General features: G+C 56.8%; 22 protein-coding genes. All 22 read right to left on the bottom strand.

Annotated elements, in window-relative coordinates; genetic code table 11:
- Positions 1 to 63: 63 nt before the first annotated feature.
- The 22 genes from G7K71_RS08430 to G7K71_RS08325 all read right to left on the bottom strand — a co-directional run bounded on the left by G7K71_RS08430 (position 64) and on the right by G7K71_RS08325 (position 16259).
- Positions 64 to 2007, bottom strand: a complete 1944-nt coding sequence (locus G7K71_RS08430; protein ID WP_166344915.1) for a VirD4-like conjugal transfer protein, CD1115 family — start codon at positions 2005 to 2007, stop codon at positions 64 to 66.
- A 184-nt stretch (positions 2008 to 2191) separates the two neighbouring features.
- Positions 2192 to 2422 (bottom strand): hypothetical protein, encoded by a 231-nt coding sequence (locus G7K71_RS08425; protein WP_207712692.1) that lies wholly within the window; start codon positions 2420 to 2422, stop codon positions 2192 to 2194.
- 153 nt (positions 2423 to 2575) lie between these two features.
- Positions 2576 to 2824, bottom strand: a complete 249-nt coding sequence (locus G7K71_RS08420; protein WP_313884933.1) for a nucleotidyltransferase domain-containing protein — start codon at positions 2822 to 2824, stop codon at positions 2576 to 2578.
- A gap of 31 nt (positions 2825 to 2855) precedes the next feature.
- Complete coding sequence (locus G7K71_RS08415) at positions 2856 to 3743, bottom strand: tyrosine-type recombinase/integrase (RefSeq protein ID WP_313884916.1); 888 nt, start codon at positions 3741 to 3743, stop codon at positions 2856 to 2858.
- Positions 3715 to 4161 carry a site-specific integrase gene (locus G7K71_RS08410; RefSeq protein WP_166344909.1) on the bottom strand — a complete coding sequence of 149 codons (447 nt, stop codon included), beginning with the start codon at positions 4159 to 4161 and terminating at the stop codon, positions 3715 to 3717. The genes G7K71_RS08415 and G7K71_RS08410 overlap by 29 nt, the downstream gene beginning before the upstream one ends.
- 905 nt (positions 4162 to 5066) lie before the next feature.
- On the bottom strand, positions 5067 to 5381 hold the full coding sequence (locus G7K71_RS08405; RefSeq protein ID WP_166344906.1) for a hypothetical protein: 315 nt from the start codon (positions 5379 to 5381) through the stop codon (positions 5067 to 5069).
- Positions 5378 to 5737, bottom strand: coding sequence for a hypothetical protein (locus tag G7K71_RS08400; protein WP_166344903.1), 360 nt, complete (start codon positions 5735 to 5737; stop codon positions 5378 to 5380). The genes G7K71_RS08405 and G7K71_RS08400 overlap by 4 nt, the downstream gene beginning before the upstream one ends.
- Positions 5738 to 5753: 16 nt before the next feature.
- Complete coding sequence (locus G7K71_RS08395; RefSeq protein WP_013823457.1) at positions 5754 to 6104, bottom strand: hypothetical protein; 351 nt, start codon at positions 6102 to 6104, stop codon at positions 5754 to 5756.
- Between the two features lie 17 nt (positions 6105 to 6121).
- Positions 6122 to 7126 (bottom strand): DUF3854 domain-containing protein, encoded by a 1005-nt coding sequence (locus G7K71_RS20035; protein ID WP_166344900.1) that lies wholly within the window; start codon positions 7124 to 7126, stop codon positions 6122 to 6124.
- Positions 7127 to 7146: 20 nt separating this feature from the next.
- Positions 7147 to 7587 carry a RadC family protein gene (locus tag G7K71_RS08385; RefSeq protein ID WP_166344897.1) on the bottom strand — a complete coding sequence of 147 codons (441 nt, stop codon included), beginning with the start codon at positions 7585 to 7587 and terminating at the stop codon, positions 7147 to 7149.
- 76 nt (positions 7588 to 7663) lie between these two features.
- Positions 7664 to 7855, bottom strand: a complete 192-nt coding sequence (locus G7K71_RS08380; protein WP_166344894.1) for a hypothetical protein — start codon at positions 7853 to 7855, stop codon at positions 7664 to 7666.
- The gene (locus tag G7K71_RS08375) at positions 7852 to 8667 is read right to left on the bottom strand and encodes an ArdC family protein (protein ID WP_313884915.1); all 816 of its coding nucleotides are present in this window, start codon (positions 8665 to 8667) and stop codon (positions 7852 to 7854) included. The genes G7K71_RS08380 and G7K71_RS08375 overlap by 4 nt, the downstream gene beginning before the upstream one ends.
- 98 nt (positions 8668 to 8765) lie before the next feature.
- On the bottom strand, positions 8766 to 8960 hold the full coding sequence (locus tag G7K71_RS08370) for a hypothetical protein (protein ID WP_166344888.1): 195 nt from the start codon (positions 8958 to 8960) through the stop codon (positions 8766 to 8768).
- The gene (locus G7K71_RS08365) at positions 8953 to 9186 is read right to left on the bottom strand and encodes a hypothetical protein (protein WP_166344885.1); all 234 of its coding nucleotides are present in this window, start codon (positions 9184 to 9186) and stop codon (positions 8953 to 8955) included. Before G7K71_RS08365 ends, G7K71_RS08370 begins: the two co-directional genes overlap by 8 nt.
- A gap of 370 nt (positions 9187 to 9556) precedes the next feature.
- Positions 9557 to 9805, bottom strand: a complete 249-nt coding sequence (locus tag G7K71_RS08360) for a hypothetical protein (protein ID WP_121452475.1) — start codon at positions 9803 to 9805, stop codon at positions 9557 to 9559.
- Between the two features lie 47 nt (positions 9806 to 9852).
- On the bottom strand, positions 9853 to 10104 hold the full coding sequence (locus G7K71_RS08355) for a hypothetical protein (RefSeq protein ID WP_313884914.1): 252 nt from the start codon (positions 10102 to 10104) through the stop codon (positions 9853 to 9855).
- Positions 10105 to 10135: 31 nt separating this feature from the next.
- Complete coding sequence (locus G7K71_RS08350; RefSeq protein ID WP_166344883.1) at positions 10136 to 10708, bottom strand: hypothetical protein; 573 nt, start codon at positions 10706 to 10708, stop codon at positions 10136 to 10138.
- Positions 10709 to 10821: 113 nt separating this feature from the next.
- The gene (locus tag G7K71_RS08345) at positions 10822 to 11100 is read right to left on the bottom strand and encodes a YgiT-type zinc finger protein (protein ID WP_165859281.1); all 279 of its coding nucleotides are present in this window, start codon (positions 11098 to 11100) and stop codon (positions 10822 to 10824) included.
- A gap of 16 nt (positions 11101 to 11116) precedes the next feature.
- Positions 11117 to 11461 (bottom strand): DUF4258 domain-containing protein, encoded by a 345-nt coding sequence (locus tag G7K71_RS08340; RefSeq protein WP_121450849.1) that lies wholly within the window; start codon positions 11459 to 11461, stop codon positions 11117 to 11119.
- Between the two features lie 927 nt (positions 11462 to 12388).
- The gene (locus G7K71_RS08335; RefSeq protein ID WP_165859280.1) at positions 12389 to 13051 is read right to left on the bottom strand and encodes a hypothetical protein; all 663 of its coding nucleotides are present in this window, start codon (positions 13049 to 13051) and stop codon (positions 12389 to 12391) included.
- Positions 13008 to 13865: a S1 RNA-binding domain-containing protein gene (locus G7K71_RS08330; RefSeq protein WP_166344880.1), complete on the bottom strand. Its 858-nt coding sequence runs from the start codon at positions 13863 to 13865 to the stop codon at positions 13008 to 13010. Before G7K71_RS08330 ends, G7K71_RS08335 begins: the two co-directional genes overlap by 44 nt.
- Before the next feature lie 3 nt (positions 13866 to 13868).
- Positions 13869 to 16259, bottom strand: a complete 2391-nt coding sequence (locus G7K71_RS08325; protein ID WP_166344878.1) for a DNA topoisomerase 3 — start codon at positions 16257 to 16259, stop codon at positions 13869 to 13871.
- Between the last annotated feature and the right edge of the window lie 3 nt (positions 16260 to 16262).

Raw genomic sequence — 16262 nt, 5'->3', positions numbered from 1 at the left:
CATCGCCTCCTTATCGCATATAAAGTATGTCCAAATAAGCGCAAACTATCTACAAGTTTATGCCTACCAGGGCACCCCGGCCCGCACGGCACCGGATTGGCCTGTTGTTTCCTTTTCTTCCGTTGCCGTTTTGCTGGAGGCATCGTACGAGATGTGATTCTCAGAAGGAGTAAAGGTTTCGAGTTCAGCAACAGTTGTATTACAAACATCGGGCTCTTCGAATATAAGCCTGGGATGTTCAGGACTTCCCGCCTCCGATTTGATTCTGTTTAAGCGCTTTAAATCTTTTGCTTCGGGAAAGTTTTCATAATCCAGCACCCGCAGTTTTGCGGGGGGTGTGCCGTCCGGCAGGAAAGCCAGGCAGAACTTCGAACGCATTTTGATTATCTCTTCCGGCCGCATCAGTTCACGACCTGTGGTGCTGCGGGTCTGCCGGTCGTCAAAAAGGCCGGGACCGAAAAGAGGCTTCACCTCACGGGTCGCGCTTTGTGTTTCCACGGTGCACTGCCCCAGCATGCGGCTGAAGTACTGCGCCGTGTAGTCGTCTTTAACACCGATTACCAGGGTGGTGTCGCAGCAGGCCTTGATTTCCTGCCATGTACGCCCGTAAACCCGCTCCAACTGGGGAAGGCTCTGCACTATGACGTGGCACTCTATGCCCCGGGACCTGACGGTGGCAATTTTCTTTTCGAACTCGGGAATGGTTACTATGTTTGCAAACTCGTCCAGGAGGAACTTCACAGGTACCTGCAGGCGGCCGTCGGGCCCGGCGTCGGCCACTTCCACCAGCCGTACGAATTCAAAAGTGAAGAAAAGCGAAGCCAGAAAATCAAAGGCCCCGTGTGTATCCGGGGTGATGAGAAAGTAGGCGCATTTTTCCCTGCCGGGCAGGGCCAGGTCTATATCCGATTCGCCGGTCACCTGCCGGACCAGTTCCTGCTGGAAGACCTGCAGCCTAGTGCCCAGCCCGATAACCACGCCGCCCCTTACGTTCTGGCCGGCCATGGCGTAGACGTTGTAAGGTCCTTTGGCGGGGTGGTTCACCGGCAGCTTTGCGAACATGGCATCCACCTTTTCGGGGTCGCCGGAGGCCAGGATGTCGTACAGGGAACCCATGTGCCTCTCTTCTTCCGGAAGCTCCAGCACCACGTAGAGCGCGAGGGCCTTCAACAGATTCTGCTCCGCACGGTCCCAGAACGAGTCGCCACCCCTTTTGGGACCGGCATCGGTGGTTGCAATCACCACCTGGGCGAACACATCTGCGTCCAGGGGTGTCCGTATTTCCGTCAGCGGGTTCCACCGGTCGGATTCCTCCATGCGAACGAGATTGAGTACCCTGACTGCATATCCTTTCGTCCTCAGCCAGGCAGCCATGTCACGATACAGCTCGCCTTTAGGGTCGGTGACGATAACGCTCTCCCCAGCCCGCACGGCGGCAAATATGTTGGGTCGTACGTAGCCCCGGCTCTTACCCGATCCGGGAGCGCCGACCACCAGCACATGCTTGTTCATCCAGGTTTTCGGCTTCACCGGTATGCGCACCGGCCTGCTCCCGAACGCGCCAAGTATTATTCCGGGGCCGAAGCCGAAGTCGCACACGCGGGCCAGGTCGGCCTTCACAGCCCACCTGGCGCTGCCGTGGGTGGCGTCGCCGGGTTTCATCCTGATCCCACCCCATCCGGTCCCACCGCGGAATCTTCCCCCCAACCACCAACTGAAAGCCGCCAGCGCAGTAAGGCCGTGCAGGACCAACCAGATTTTCCGTGGACCCGGATTGGCCAGTTCCCGTTTTGTGAGCCAGGCCCACGCAGTTTGTAAGGGATGCTGCGCGTACCAGGATACGGCATCGAAAGCATGGGCTGCTACGGCTTTCTCCGCCGGAGTGGCGAATATGGATTGCCCCTTCAGCCAGGTCCCGAGGCCGTGCAGCCAGGCGGCCGCCGTGCCCAGGGTCCATACATCGAGGAGATAGAGGCCACCAAGGGCCAGCGCTGAAGTTCCAGCCATAATTCCCCCTCTAGCCAACGCGGGCATGTGTTTAAAAGCTGAATAAACCTCCTCCTTCACCCGGGATAACGACCATCTCATAAAAACCACCTCTTTTTCAATTGTTCAAAAAAGAAAAAAGGCCCGGATAAATTGGGCCTAAAAAAGAAACAACCCGGATAAACCAGGTATTTTTTAAAGAAACTTACCACTTATTTGTATCTACCCGCTCGCAGGCGTCCTCTATAGCTCTTTTCATCAATTCTCCTTCTTCCGGCGATATAACCCCGGCAAAGCGAAGCAAATCCCTACCGGGCGTTCCTTCATTGAGAGTAAACCTTAATGCCCGGGCGAATTCAAGAACTCGTTTTTGAAAGTGGAAAGGCAGGCGGTTAACCTCCATTAAAATTTCCTGTTGAATTGGCTTAGTGTCCACTTTAACCACCATCCCTGTCTGTTTAAATCCTAACACCGCTACGGAGGTCAGGTGTAAACCTATTTAAGCACTTTTAAAAGCCCATTCACCCTCACCCCAGTTGCCCCAGGCTTTTCCATTTTCTGTAAGGCAAATTCTTTTTTGAATTATCCATTATCCATAGAAAATTATTCCCTCTTGAGTAACGTTGCGGTAAAAGGGATCAACTTTAAATGAGGGAGAATCGAATTCTTGAATATCGCACGCCAGAGCTATCACCGGAATGTCTTCTCTCAGGCTGATTTCAAAGGCTTCATCTACAATCGTATCGCGGATCTTTTTATCAAGCCTTTCCGTCACCACAAGTACGTCAATATCGGATCCCGGAACGCTGGTTCCCCTTGCCTGGGAGCCGAATAAAATTATCTCATGCTACCCCACTGATGTAAAGTCACTACCCTGTATAAACACTGGTCACTTCCGGCCTGCCGTGGCCCAGAAGCTCCGCCACCTCCAGTTTTGCCGCCCTTTCCGGACTTACCCTGTGGAGGCCGTATTTCTCCGGATGCTCCAACCGGCAGGCCAGCTCCTCCCGGGCGTAGGCGTGGCGCAATCCGTGAAAGGTAATCGGCCGGTCGGTGATTTCTTCCCGGTGCCGCTCGATGAATTTCTGGATGCTTTTGATGACCCTGTGCGTCTTTTCACCCGGCGCGATAAAGATCTTCTCCCCCCTGGTCCCCCCGCGCTCTTCCAGGAACCGCTTCAGTTCCGCTCGTAACCCGGGGCGCAGTGGAACCCGGCGTATGCGGCCCCCTTTCCCTTTGACCTCCAGTTCTCCATCCTTCAGGGCGTCCCGACAGTGGCCCACCGTGAGCCGGGTACACTCGTGGATCCTGAGCCCCGCGTGGCGGGCCAGCTTCATGGCCATCACCACGTCCGCACGGCCCAGTTTTTCGGCCTTCTCCAGCATCCGCCGGTATTCTTCTTCCGTCCAGGCCCTATCTTTGCCGCCGGCCGGGGTCTTTTCGAGCCCCAGCGCCCGGTTATCCGGCAGTTCATTGCGCGAACCGGTGAAGCGATGGAAAAACCGCACCGCCGCCAGGTCGTTTTTCAGCGTCTTTTCTGATATGCCTTCCTGGCGGCGGTATTCCACGTATGCCCGCAGGTGCTTTTCGCCGATGTTGGCGATCTTCTGCAAACGAAATTTTTCCGAGCAGAACCAGAGGAAGTTCTTCATGCTGTCACGATAGCGAAAGTGGGATTTCTTGGATTTTGAGTGAGCAGTGGCATCGACGGCCTCTCTCCAGATTTTATCAAATTGTGCCATGAGGTTTTTGTACACGCCCCCTGCCCCTTTTACGCCTGTAGCTGTTTTTGATTTCTTCACAGAACCTTTTGTCATCGAGCCTCGCCTCCAGTTCCAAAAGCACCTTATTCTCGGGCATTTCATACTTTCGCCATGGGATCTGCCGGTGCCACCAGCGAATTACGGAATAATAACGTAGCACAGTCCGTTCACTGCGACCCAATTCTTTAAGGTATTTAGAAAATGCCGCTACATGGCGGGGCTGAATGTTACGAATATCTTCTGGTCCAAAGCGCTCAGCCAGGAAGTGTAGAAATTTTATGTATTTCCGGTACCACTCTATGCGCTTCTCGTACGAGCCGCCCCTGGCGTAACGAGCAACCCTATCCACAAACTGCCGACCCAAGCGGTCGAGGATGGGATTTCCGGTATCTTCCCAGGAAACCCGTAGCATTTTATCCCCCCTGATCTAAATTCCCCTTGGAAGCTTTTTTAGCTTAATTGGAAGGTACTTCCTGCTTTAAAAGAAGACAAAAGTAACCCAGAGGTTTATTTTCCTGAGCTCCCGTCACGTGGGTATATGCCGGAAAAAACCTTTTGCAAATGCCCTTCGGGCCTTGCGCTGCGCGGCTTTTTTGTTGCGGGCTGCGCCCGTCTCAGTGCCCCCTCCGCTTTCGCTCCGGTGGCCTGAGACGGGCTTCCGCCCGTTTTTGCGCTTCGCGGTGCGGGCTTGCGCCCGATTGCGGCTTTGCCGTGCGGGCTTACGCCCGTTGCCTGCCGCTTCGCGGTTCGCCCGGAGGGCTGCGCCCGGGCTTGCACCCCCGGAGCCCTTGCCCCGTCCGCTGCGGGGCAACCGCCCCGGAGGTGGTGCCTGTTTTGTTGTCTGCGTGCTCCCGACGGCCGGCTTTCAAAGCCCGCCTCGCACGCCGTTATGAGCTTGTTAAGCATTCACTGAGGCCCTATTACCCCACTTATGGGGGCGGCAGGTGCCGCCAGGGCCCATGGTGTGGACCCCATACTCCATATGGAGTGGTTAGTCAGCGATCAATCGCGTCATAACCGAGGATCCGGCAACGCCGCTAATTTGCGGCGAGAGAGGAGCCGGCCGCAAGCCGGCGTCCTACCTCCGTTGGTTGATTAAGGTTGGAGCAGGTGCCGACCCTGCGGCCGGCACCCCTCAACCACGTTCTCAGTCCCGGGAGTGTCTGCCTGCACAGCACCATTCAGCGCAATGTGGCAGGCAGACCGGGACCCATTGCGGGCGCCGCCGAACTGCGGCCCCCGTTTACAATCCAGCCCGGGGAGAGGCAGGAAATCATGTTTCTTCCCGCCTCCTCGCCATCCGGAGCTGATCTACATCTACACCGCTTCCGCAACGTTACTCTTCTCACAAACGGCCTCCAGCAGGATCATCATTTGCCATCGTTTGTCCCCCCTGGCCCGCAGGCAGTCGTTGTCGGAATTGCGGAGCCATTGCTGTACCCACCGGTAGGTCTCACAGCTTGCTATATTTACCGCCCTGCCCAGAATCTCAAGGGCCATCCCGGGTTTCTCATAGATGACGTGGTGCGGTATTACCCTGGCAAGGGCATCCGCGTCCTCCGCCTCGATTGCCCTTGCAGCCCGGCGGGCGTAGTGGTCTTTGAGAGCTTCTTCGAGTTGTATCATTCTCATTGCCACTTATACCTCCCGTATGGTTTTTTCCAGGTCGTGCCGGCCACCCCGTTCTCTTGTTTTCGCCCTAAAATCACATTCAGCGCAGCGGCGAGGGTGGCTGCATCCACCGGGTTCTCGATCCCGATGTACTGCTGCACGTCCGCCGCAGACCACTTGTCGGCATCCAGGCAGCCGCACCGGTTGAAGTTGATAACCGCTATTAAATGACTACCTCCGCCGATACCACCGGACGGCCGGACGGCAATCCACATCTCCGTACCCCGCCCCGTAATCACGTAGTTACCTGGTGCTCTGAGCGGGTGTATTTTTACCGGCCATCTGTTATCATGTAAAGATGCCTGTACTTCCATCATTCGTAATTTAACCCCCTTAAACTCCCAGGATTATATCCCCTTCCGTTTCCCCGGTTTCTTCACCCCACTGACTGCGCGGGGCCAGCAGGGTACCGTTCCAGTTGTAATCTTTTCCGCAGCGGTCGCAGGTGTTGGTGAAACCGTCGCAGATGACGGTTTCACCGCAGTCGCACCGCACTTCCACATAGCCCGGAATTCGCCTTTTGATGTACCTGACAGGATCCGGCACTTCCATTGTTCCGCAAATAGGGCACTTTTCGGGAGTGGTCCTTTTCCAGTTACCGGCTCCGCATTTGGGGCATATAACCCCGCCACCGATTTGTTCGGTAACATATTCAGCCGGAACTCTTTTGATGACTCTTGACATTCGACCCATCTCCTTTCTTATGCCCAGACGACCCGCACTTCCATACCGGCCGCCAGGGCATCGTCAATGCCTTTTTTATCGCTCCACACTGCCCGGCTTACCGCCAGGCCGTGCTTTTTCAGTTCTACTTTCAGAGTCAAGTATGCTCGTGCCACTTCCGGGTTACTTTCCACGTCCCGGTCGAAGGCGATTATGACTTCTTTTGCTTCAAGAGCCAGGATAGCCGGTATAGCCGGCCGCCAGGTGGCGGCGCTTAATGCGCCCACCACGACGGCGCCCAGGTACTTGCAGGCGATGTCCGCTTTCAGCGGGCCTTCGGTGATCCATATCCGCCGGTCTTCGACTTTTGCGGGCCTGGTCACGTGAGCAGGGGTGCCGCAGGAGCAACCGCCCCGGCTCTTGTGACCGCTGAACAGCTTATATTTCCCGCCCCGCGCGTCGTCCATGCGGCGCTGCAGGGCCTGGATCCGGCCCTTTTCGTCCCGCACCGGGATGAAGTATCCCGGCTGCCGGTCGAAGGTCCAGTAGGTGCCGCCTCGCGGCCCCCGGACCTTGTAAAAGCCGGGGATGCCGGCCAGGTCATGGCCCATTCGGATCAGGCGCCTGCAGACCGACCATGGGGCTTCGGTTTCGGGGACCGACCGGTAGCCGTTCCTCCTGATCTCCCATTCAGTCAGTCCGCGCCGGAGCAGGTCCTCTCTGTGGCGCGGGTGAAGGTAAAGGAGTCGCAGGAAGTCACGGTACACCCGGTCCCGCACTTCCACCGGCGCGGTTTGCGCCGCGGTTATTGAGTCGTCTTTCATGAGCGCCGGCAGGTTTACCATGCCCGGTTCCAGCCAGTGGAGGTAGGCTACCTGGCCGTTGCTCAGGACCACTTCCTTGAACGAGCCCTCGCGCACCCGCATGCAGCTGGCGATGAAGCTGTTGAAACCGCACCAGTCGCCCTTGCCGCAGATGGGGCAGGGGCGCCAGGGTTTCACCGGAATGAATTTTTCCTCGGGGTAACGGTGTTCCGCCTGCACCCCCGATCCCCCCCCTCTGCTTAAATCAATCCATTTGTTTTCAGGCTTGCAAACTTTCCGTCGCCGATGATGACGTGATCCAGCACCGGGATGCCGACTATTCTCCCGGCCTCGGCCAGGTTTCTTGTGATAGCCATATCCTCATCGGAAGGTTTCGGGTCACCGCTCGGGTGATTGTGAACCAGGATTACGTGGTAACTGTTGGCCAGGATTGCCGCCTTAAAGACTTCCCGGGGGTGGACCTGGACGCTGTTCAGCGTACCTACCGCTATCGTATGGATTGCCGTCGGTTCGTTCTTGGCATTAAGACATATGACCAGGAAGATCTCCCGGTCGGCGTCTTCCAGAAAGTCACGAACCAGATCGGCCACATCCTCCGGTCCGGTTATTCTGCGGGCTGCGTAAAATATGCCCGCTTCCTTGACAAGTTTCACCGAAACGATATTTACCCGTTTCTTCATGCTCCCGGGGCGGCCGCCGGCGCCGCCCCTTTCACCTCCTCTTCGGGTGATTGGGCGGGTCGGGCCGCCTAAAGTTCTAAATCTCGCAGTCCGCCATCCGCCGTGCCCGGTTCCGGTCTTCCGTCTCCGCCACCAGGCGCAGCAGCCGTATCAACCTTTCGCCACGGGCAATCTCCTCGCGCAGGGAAATCTCCCGTATGCTGGACATTGCCACCAGGTAGGTGGTATCTTCACCTGCGTTTCGTGCCTCCCAGTTCCAGTATGTCAAGCCGCACACCCCCTCTCTTCCGGGGTGGCGGCTTCCCAGATCCTTTCCAGCACTTCTTCGACCTCGCAGAGCACTTTCATTACTAGTTTGAGCGCCTGTTTCGGCTCGCCGCCGGCGCAGGCTTTGATGTACTGCCATCCGTGCCAGGCATATCCGGTATAGCCGTAGATCTCGCAGAGGGTACAGGCCACTGTCTCGGCGACCACTTCCTGCACCGGATCCTGGCCTCCCACCAGCGGGCGGATGGTGTTATGCACCGCGTGCGCAAGCTCGTGGAAGTACGTTTTGACGTCGTGAGTGTGCAGGTTGATCCTTTTAAGTCCGGGCTGGAAACTGCCGTAACAGCTGCCATCACCGGGGGCGTATTTGACTTTGATGCCCATCCTGGTCGCTACGTCGAAAAGCGGCGGTAGTTCCGGAGGGGCATAGTCCACTTCCGGCAGCGGTTCGCCTTCCGTATCCTCCAGGCGGAACACCGGTATAAACCGGAAACCCACAATCACAGGGCGTTCTTCTTCCCGCTCCTCGCCCGTCTCGGGGTCCTGTATTTTGACCTTCCTGGTTTTGGTCAGCGGAGCGAGGATGTGGAACGCTTTCGCGCCCTTTTTAACGTGCCGCCCTACTTCTTCCCACTGTCTGAAACCCCTGGCGTCCTCCGTCCCGGCCAGGTACATCAGCAGGCGGTTGCCCAGGCTCCATTTGTCAGACGGCCTTTCATCACCCGCCTGGCGCCGGATCATCGTCCGGGCCACCGCCGGCGGCAGGTTGCCACTTTCAAACATTGACAGCAGCTTTTCAAGCGCTTCGCGCAATATTTCTTCTTTCATGATCCGGGGCGGGCCTTAACCGGCCCGCCCCATTCCCTCCTTTCCGTGGGAATTTTGGCGGGCCGGGTGGCCCGGTTATCCGGTTAACTCGCTCCCGCGCACTGCGGGCAAAGGAAGCCTGTCAGGTTGCCCCGGCTGTCGTAATCACCGTGGACCTCTACGTGCCCGAACCGGTTCTCTTCGACCCACTCCCTGGCCGGGCGCAGGCAGGCTTCGCAGTACCCCTCTTTAAGAAGCCACTGCGCGTCGTCGCCCTGCAGGTACTCGGTTTTAGCCATTTCCCCTTCCCCCTTCCACCTTCACCGGGATGACTTCCTCATTCCGGCAGAAGTGCACCAGGCGGTCAGTTTCGACGGCCCGTGCGTTCCATACGGCAATGGTGCCGCACGCGCTGCAGGGGCCGAGCTCCGGCCACGGCTGGGGGTCCGGGACTTTATAAAACAGGTGTTCCTTGTGCCACGGGGTGCGGAACAGCACCCCCGGCTTGATCCTCTCAAATTTCATTCTTTCCGGGACGGACCTCCATCCGGCCCGCCCCCATTCCTCCTTTCCGTGAGAATAGTTCGGGCCGGGAGAAGCCCTGATGGTCTTAAAAACACAAAAAGAGGACGGTCAGGACATTAATGTCCTGTTTTCCGTCCTCTTTCTGGCCTTGACGGCCGTATTCCAATCTTCTTACCTGCGGTATGCTTTGCTCCGATGGACTACCTCGGCAATATGAACCTCCTGGTTTTCAAACCGATACCGGAAGGTCACACGCCAGTCACCCACCCGAAGCCTAAAGCGATTATCCGCGTATTCCAGCTTAAGAACATCACGTACTTGTCTTTCTAACGACTTGAGTTGCCGAATAGCCTTGGGGGAAAAGATTATATCATACACCGAGTTCCCTCCAGACATCTTCGGCTTTTATGCCTTTACCGGCATCTATTTCGGCAAACGATTCTTCGATTTCAGCCGCTTCTTCCGGTGAAACCTTTTCAGTTGGCCAGGCCATGGAGTTAAGAATAACCCACAATGCCTGCACCTGTTCGTCGCTCAACCGGTCTATAAGGGCCTTGACATACTCCCTCGCAATAGCCATGGTAATCACCCCGAGATCATTATATCTCGGAGAGACCATCTTCACCACTCCTCTTTCATTTATCATCGGCTCTCCCTTACACTCGGCTACCGCAAGGTCACCGCCAGCGTGACGACGATGCCGCCGAATCCCAGCAGCATGGTCACCAGAAGACCGATTGACCAGCGGTAGATACCGTGCAGTTCTCGCCTAACATCACCGATCTCCTGCCGGAATTCGCTCCGCAGGTTGTTCTCCATCCGGTCCATTCTTTCCACCAGGTAGAGAAACCAGTGCGGAGGTAGTTCCGGCGGCTCGGCTGCAGCCGCTGTTTCTTTCATGGTTTCCACGGTTATCACCGCCCCCACCTCCAGTTTAACATTCCGGAGGCTAGCCGGCAATCTCCACGCTCACGGCGAACAGCCTGTCACCGCTTAAGGGGCGGTACTTGACTTTCGCCTGCTTGCCGGCGGCTTCCATCAGGGCCTTGCCGGTGCCATTTTTGGCGCAGATCTTATACTCCGCGTTATCGGCTGTAACCGCAATAGCCCAAATGGTGCTTTCATTCTTGCCGGGTTTGGCTTCCTTGATGGTGAACGTGCCGATCTTCAGCTCTTCCTGATCTTTTGTCTTTTCTTTGTTTTCCTTTTCGGGTTTGCTTTCGGACTTTTGCGCCCGTTCCTGCTTATTTTCTCCCAGCGCCGCCAGCATCGCCTGCGCGTCATCCGCTCTGCCCGCGCCGATGAGCGCCGACAGCAGGTTGATGGTCGCTACGGCGGCCGTCTGGCGGGAACGCAGCCACTCCAGTTCCCGGTCGGTGTGCGCCAGGTTGTCCCTGACGGCCCGGAGGGCTTCTTCGTCCCCGCCTTGGGAAAGTTTCTTTTCCAGGTCCGTCCTGGCGGCCATTATGTCGCGTATTACCGTAGGCATTTCGTTAACTTCCTTAACCAGCTTGACCAGCATTTCTTTCATGCTTCCGGGCTACGGGCCTGCGGCCCGCGCCCAATCACCTCCCTGGAAATGATGATTGGTTTTGCAGGCCGGCGGCCCTTAATTTCTCTTTACACTCGCATCCCTTACTGTACTGCCGACTCGGAAGGAACGCGGAACAGGTTACCAACGTCGATGGTTTCGCCTTTTCCGTTTCCTTCCGTAAACCTCTTTATTGCCCGTTCCACAAAAACTTCGACATCGAGATCGTAAGTTTCCTCTCCGCAGCGCGGGCAGTAGTAATAGGGGATTCTTTTGAGACAAAGCGCTGCGCCATCTTTTACCAGCGTTTTTTCTTTAAACCGAAGTTCGGCGTTCTCGTAGTAGCACCCGGCACAAATGCCGACCAACTCAAGCTTCTCCATGATATCGCATCTCCTTTTATTTCCGGGGCGATTTGAGAGTCCGGTGATCGTCTTCCCAGACATCCGGATCCGGTTCGTAGGCTGTAACCAGTATTACGGTTTTCCCGTGAAGCGCCACGACCAGATGGAGGATCCGACCACCGTTCCCACGACCCATAACCACTCTCACAGGATCCGGATTGCTTCCGTACATTCCCGGCGCATGGCCCTGGATGATCTCTCCGTTCTTTATAACGTTATACACTTCTTCCACCGTTATACCTCTTGCTTTGATCCGCTTCCGGCAATGCCTGGAAAACCGGATACGGGCACGGCGAATGCGGATCATTTCTTCCCGCCATCGTTCTTTGCCGTCATACATTTCCCGGGCTGCCTCCTTTCTCTCGAAATTGAAGCGCCCGGGTTTTTCTCCCGCGGGCGCCCGTTTCCAACGCCCGCGGAGGGCTTGCAAAAAACAGAAAAACACTTTAACAGAGCAAGCAACTGCTTCTTGCTTTCGTCCGCCAAAGTGTCTTTCTTTGCTGCTAATATTCCGTTTCTTGCGCACGCTAATGAGGCGTGCATATCAATGCGCAGCAGTTCCTTTTCAAACCGGCCAAAACCGCTGCCTTCTTCCGTATGCCGACCGGTGGCGTACTTATCTCGCGTACGTCCCAGTATTTGGAACTCCTGGGCCGCTAACGCGACACCGCCCATTGATTTGAGGACGACCACTCCTCACCGCTTGTAGCGCCGCTGGGTCGGGCCTTCCCGGTCTGCGGCGGTTAGCCCATTTCATGTCGAGGTCGGCCATACCTCTCATCCAACTTTCAACGCTAATAGAGGGGGGCAACCTCCGGCCTATAGCGCTTGGGACGTTTCGGTTACAAGGGGTTACTACGGTTGCCTTCGGAAGAGTCCACCTTCCTACCGCTGTGACCTAATGCCACTCACCCCAGGGGCCGGATACAGCTCCGGCCAGGCAAGGTACCCTGCCGCTCATCGCCGTGCAGTTGTACCGTTTTGCCCATTCCTTACGGCTGGGTCCCGCCGCCTACGTCTGCTCATCGCCGTGACGCAGGTCCGGTACGTCTGCTCATCGCCGTGACGCACCTGCCCCGAGAGTACACCCTGCTCATCGCGAGGAATTTTTCCCGGAGCACTTCTTGCCAGTGAATTCGCCCGCTCATCGCTGGCGACCACTCCGGGGCTTCCACCCGTATCAAGAGAAAGGCGTCCTGATAGGCAAGAAGTTTAAAACTTGTGTCTATATCCTTAACCCAAAGGTTAGCAGGTTACCATATGGCTGTCAAGTGGTTTTCTGAAAAATTTTCCGGCGCAGTTCACCCGGCGCAAAGAGCAGTTCGTCCGCGGTGTACATTTTGCCCGGCGGGGTGAGGATTTTTCCTTCCCGGAGGGTCGGGAAAATATATACGTCGGCATTCGGAACAGGGTTTTCCTCCCGGCGGGGAGCGTCAATGATCCATTGAGTTGCATTATCAGCAACGGTAAAACGCATTTCTGCCATAACAACGCTTTTCCCGTTCCTAACCACCTGCCATTTAAAACCGGGCACTTCGTTCCTGGCCAGAGCATAGAAAAGCCCCAGCGCAGCCAGGCGGCAGGCTTCCTGTGCGTCCTTCGGCGGCCTGCCGTCGGCCGGAAGCCAGAGACGGAACTGCCCCTTGAATTGCCCTATTTCGGCAAATACGTTGACCCATCGGACCATTCCAGCCCACCACAGGCTGTTGAACGCCGAACCAGCTACTTTACGGTGACAGGACAACGCGGTGGCCGCCGCGCCGGTAGTCATTGCCGTGGCTTCAGCCAGCATTTCCATTAGTTCGAAGGCTCTACCGGTATAATCTATGGATTCGTTGTCCCCCCGCTTGTATTGAGGCATGCCCAGGGCAATCCCTTTTGCGTAATTAATACCTTTGCTCGGAGGCCCGTTCCCTGCGTTTTCTTGCACGTTGCCGCCTCCTTCCCCGGATTCTTTCTTCGTCCCAGCGCACCAGGTGGAGCACTCTGTTGTCCGGATCGTACCTCTGCACCTGGTATTTCACGGTTTCCCCAATCTTTACCTGTTCGCTCTTAGGGTATGGGGCGATACCGACCAAACCGGGTTTCGTTTGAACGAAGGCGATATTATCTTTAATTTGAATTATTTTCCCGGTTACCATCTCGCCACGGACATATTCTCCGGGTTGCCACGGGTCTATCATTGAAACGTCGATTTTCTTTGCCGCTTTGTCGATTCCGGTCACTTGCACTTTTACGAATTGTCCCGGGGGATACTGTACTTCAACGGGTACTGCCCGGGACAACTTTATTTCTCTCCGGGGTATCCTGACTAATACGCCACCACCGATGTCCACAACAATGCCACTCGGAGAGGACGCCCTGACCAGCGCAAGCAGTTGCTCCGATTCTTCCAACTGTTCAATCATACGGCGCAGATTTTCTTCCACGACCTCTTTTCTGGTAAGGGCGACTATGCTGTTTTTTCGGTCGATTCCCTTGATTTTCGCCGCCACAACTTGATGTTTGAACCAGTTCATTGATGTACCTTCCGGAAGTCCGCTTTCCGATTCGGGAATTAACCCAACGATACCGAACAAGTCTTCCTGCTCTCCAAAGCTGACCTCCCAGGTGTAACCATGGCCGTTAATTGACCTTACGTTGACTATGGTTACGTTCAAGGTTTGTTCCTTGTCCCTTGCCGTGTAAAGAGCGTCCCAGGGATCTATATCCCTGTAATTGGTTCCTTCCGGCGCAAAACGCATGTCCTATCCCTCCTGTCGGTTTTTAAACTCGAATTCTATTTTGCCGCCTTCTCCCAGGACCAGGGCGGCTTCGAAGTCCTTGCCGGCCCTGGACTTAAAGCCCTTGATAACGGCGGTCCTGCCCTTCTGGAGCAGTTCTTTTGCCTGGTTGGCCGCAATCTTTTTCCCGGCGATCTCCTTCCAGATAACGAATTTACAACCCTCCTTCCATCCCGCGCAGCCGTAGCCCTTCTTCCCCTCGATGACATCCTTGCCGCAGAGGGGACATTTGCCCAGGGCCCGGCCTGCATGGTCGGCAAATTCGAAGTTGACTTTGCCGTCTTCCCCCAGGGTCAATATGGCGTCGAAACTCTTGCCGGCTTTGGATTTAAAGCCCTTAATTACGCCGGTTCTGCCTTTTTGGAGTAACTCCTGTGCTTGTTTGGCTGTAATCTTCTTTCCGGCGATTTCCTTCCAGATGGCGAACCCGCAGCCCTCCTTGTACCCGCTGCAACCGTATGATCTGGCAAACTCCAGCACGTCACGGCCGCACAGAGGGCACCTGCCTATCACATCCTTCTGATGTACCGCGCCGTTTGCTTCCTGTTCTTTTGCCATGGCCACCACCTCCCCGGTGAAGTTCTTGAGGCCGTGCAACCACGTCCGGGCGTCCTCCAGCCCCTCCTCTATACGCCGCAGCCCGTCTTCCCATTGAGCGGTCAGTTCCACCGATTTCAGTTTTTCCGGCACCAGGTCTATCAGTGCTTCACCCCGCGGGGTGGGTACCAGGGTTTTCTTGCGGCGCTCGATGTATCCCCGCTTGATCAGTGTTTCGATGATTGCCGCCCTGGTGGCGGGGGTGCCGATGCCGCCGGCGGCCTTGAGGGTTTCGGCCATTTCCCTATCGTCCAAAAGGCGGCCGGCATTTTCCATGGCCGCCAGAAGCGTGGCTTCGGTGTACCGTTTCGGCGGCTTCGTTTGCCGCTCGACGGCCCCCGCTTCTTCGACGCCGACCGTCTCGCCTTCGGCCAGGGGCGGGAGCGGTTGTGATTCTCCGTCTTCGTCTTTCCCATCCTTTTCCTCCTTTTCTTCCGGCCCGTATACCGCTTTCCAGCCCGGCTCGATCTCGACCCGGCCCCCGGATTTGAAAGTCTCGCCCCCGGCTTCGGTGACCACGGCGGTTTCGTCGTAGGTTGCCGGGGGGTAAAACATGGCCAGGAATCTCCGGACCACCAGATCATATACCTGTCGTTCCCCGGGGTTGAGGGCCGCCGGGTCCGGAGTCACGTCCGTGGGGATGATGGCGTGGTGGTCAGTGACTCCGGCGTCGTCGATGTGACGTTTGCCCGGCATCATCCCCGGCCTTATACGGCGGACCAGTTCCCCGTATTCCGGGCATTTTTCCAGGGCGGCCAGGCGTTTTTGCAGGGTGTCCCGCGCCAGTGCCTCCGTTAGATGGCGGCTGTCGGTCCTGGGGTAGGTGATCAGTTTGTGCTTCTCGTACAGAGATTGGGCCGTGTCCAGGACCTTCTGGGCCGTCATTCCGTACTTCCGGTTGGCTTCTTTCTGCAGGTCGTTCAGGTTGAAGAGCAGGGGTGGGGCCTCCGTTTTGGTGCGTTTTTGAACCTCTGCCACCCTGCCGGAACCGGCGGCCAGGGCGGCCCGTACCAGTTCCTCCGCCCGTGATTTTTCTTTGATGCGGCTCTCGCCACCCCTGAACCACCTGCCCCGGTAGGTGGCCCCGCCGCTTTTCCGGAAGGTGGCCCGAACCTCCCAGTAAGTCTCCGGCTTAAAACCCCGGATTTCCCTTTCCCGCTGCACCACCAGGGCCAGGGTGGGCGTCTGCACCCTGCCGACAGAAAGCAGGGTTTTGTGTTTCACCGAAAACGCCCGGGTGGCGTTGATCCCCACAATCCAGTCGGCTTCGGCCCGGGCCCTGGCCGCCGCTGCCAGGTTGTCCAGTTCGCGGCCGTCCTTTAGCTTTTTGAAGGCATCCCTTATGGCGGAGGGGGTGGCCTCCGAAAGCCACAGGCGTTTGATTGGCTTCCTGCAGCCGCACCACTCGTATATGCGGCGGAAGATCAGTTCCCCCTCACGCCCCGCGTCACAGGCGTTGATTACTTCCGCCACGTCCGCCGAATTTAGCAGTTGCTTCAGGATCTTGAGTTGCTTCGCACCACTCCTGATTGGATGCAGTTTGAACTCCTCCGGAAGGATGGGAAGCTGCTCAAGAGTCCATTTGACGAGGGCCGGGTCGTATTCGTGCGCGTCGGCCAGTTCCAGGAGGTGGCCCAGCGCCCAGGAGATGACCAGACGGTCATCCTCCAGGTAGCCGTCTTTCTGCGCGAATTTCCCCAGGGCGGAGGCAATGTCGCGGGCGACGGACGGTTTTTCGGCAATAACCAATGTGCGCAAAGG

It is taken from the genome of Desulfofundulus sp. TPOSR (assembly GCF_011393055.1).
GTDB classification, from domain to species: domain Bacteria; phylum Bacillota; class Desulfotomaculia; order Desulfotomaculales; family Desulfovirgulaceae; genus Desulfofundulus; species Desulfofundulus kuznetsovii.
The sequence above is the reverse complement of the archived record's forward strand: the minus strand, read 5'-3'. Positions and strand labels throughout refer to the sequence as shown.

Bases quoted from the DNA above. Each gene is read 5' to 3' on its own strand.
- G7K71_RS08385 (WP_166344897.1), bottom strand. From the start codon at position 7,587: ATGAAGAAACGGGTAAATATCGTTTCGGTGAAACTTGTCAAGGAAGCG.
- G7K71_RS08395 (WP_013823457.1), bottom strand. From the start codon at position 6,104: ATGTCAAGAGTCATCAAAAGAGTTCCGGCTGAATATGTTACCGAACAA.
- G7K71_RS08405 (WP_166344906.1), bottom strand. From the start codon at position 5,381: ATGAGAATGATACAACTCGAAGAAGCTCTCAAAGACCACTACGCCCGC.
- G7K71_RS08345 (WP_165859281.1), bottom strand. From the start codon at position 11,100: ATGGAGAAGCTTGAGTTGGTCGGCATTTGTGCCGGGTGCTACTACGAG.
- G7K71_RS08430 (WP_166344915.1), bottom strand. From the start codon at position 2,007: ATGGCTGGAACTTCAGCGCTGGCCCTTGGTGGCCTCTATCTCCTCGAT.
- G7K71_RS08330 (WP_166344880.1), bottom strand. From the start codon at position 13,865: ATGCGTTTTGCGCCGGAAGGAACCAATTACAGGGATATAGATCCCTGG.
- G7K71_RS08350 (WP_166344883.1), bottom strand. From the start codon at position 10,708: ATGCTGGTCAAGCTGGTTAAGGAAGTTAACGAAATGCCTACGGTAATA.
- G7K71_RS08370 (WP_166344888.1), bottom strand. From the start codon at position 8,960: ATGGCTAAAACCGAGTACCTGCAGGGCGACGACGCGCAGTGGCTTCTT.
- G7K71_RS08410 (WP_166344909.1), bottom strand. From the start codon at position 4,161: ATGCTACGGGTTTCCTGGGAAGATACCGGAAATCCCATCCTCGACCGC.
- G7K71_RS08340 (WP_121450849.1), bottom strand. From the start codon at position 11,461: ATGTATGACGGCAAAGAACGATGGCGGGAAGAAATGATCCGCATTCGC.
- G7K71_RS08360 (WP_121452475.1), bottom strand. From the start codon at position 9,805: ATGGTCTCTCCGAGATATAATGATCTCGGGGTGATTACCATGGCTATT.
- G7K71_RS08400 (WP_166344903.1), bottom strand. From the start codon at position 5,737: ATGATGGAAGTACAGGCATCTTTACATGATAACAGATGGCCGGTAAAA.
- G7K71_RS08365 (WP_166344885.1), bottom strand. From the start codon at position 9,186: ATGAAATTTGAGAGGATCAAGCCGGGGGTGCTGTTCCGCACCCCGTGG.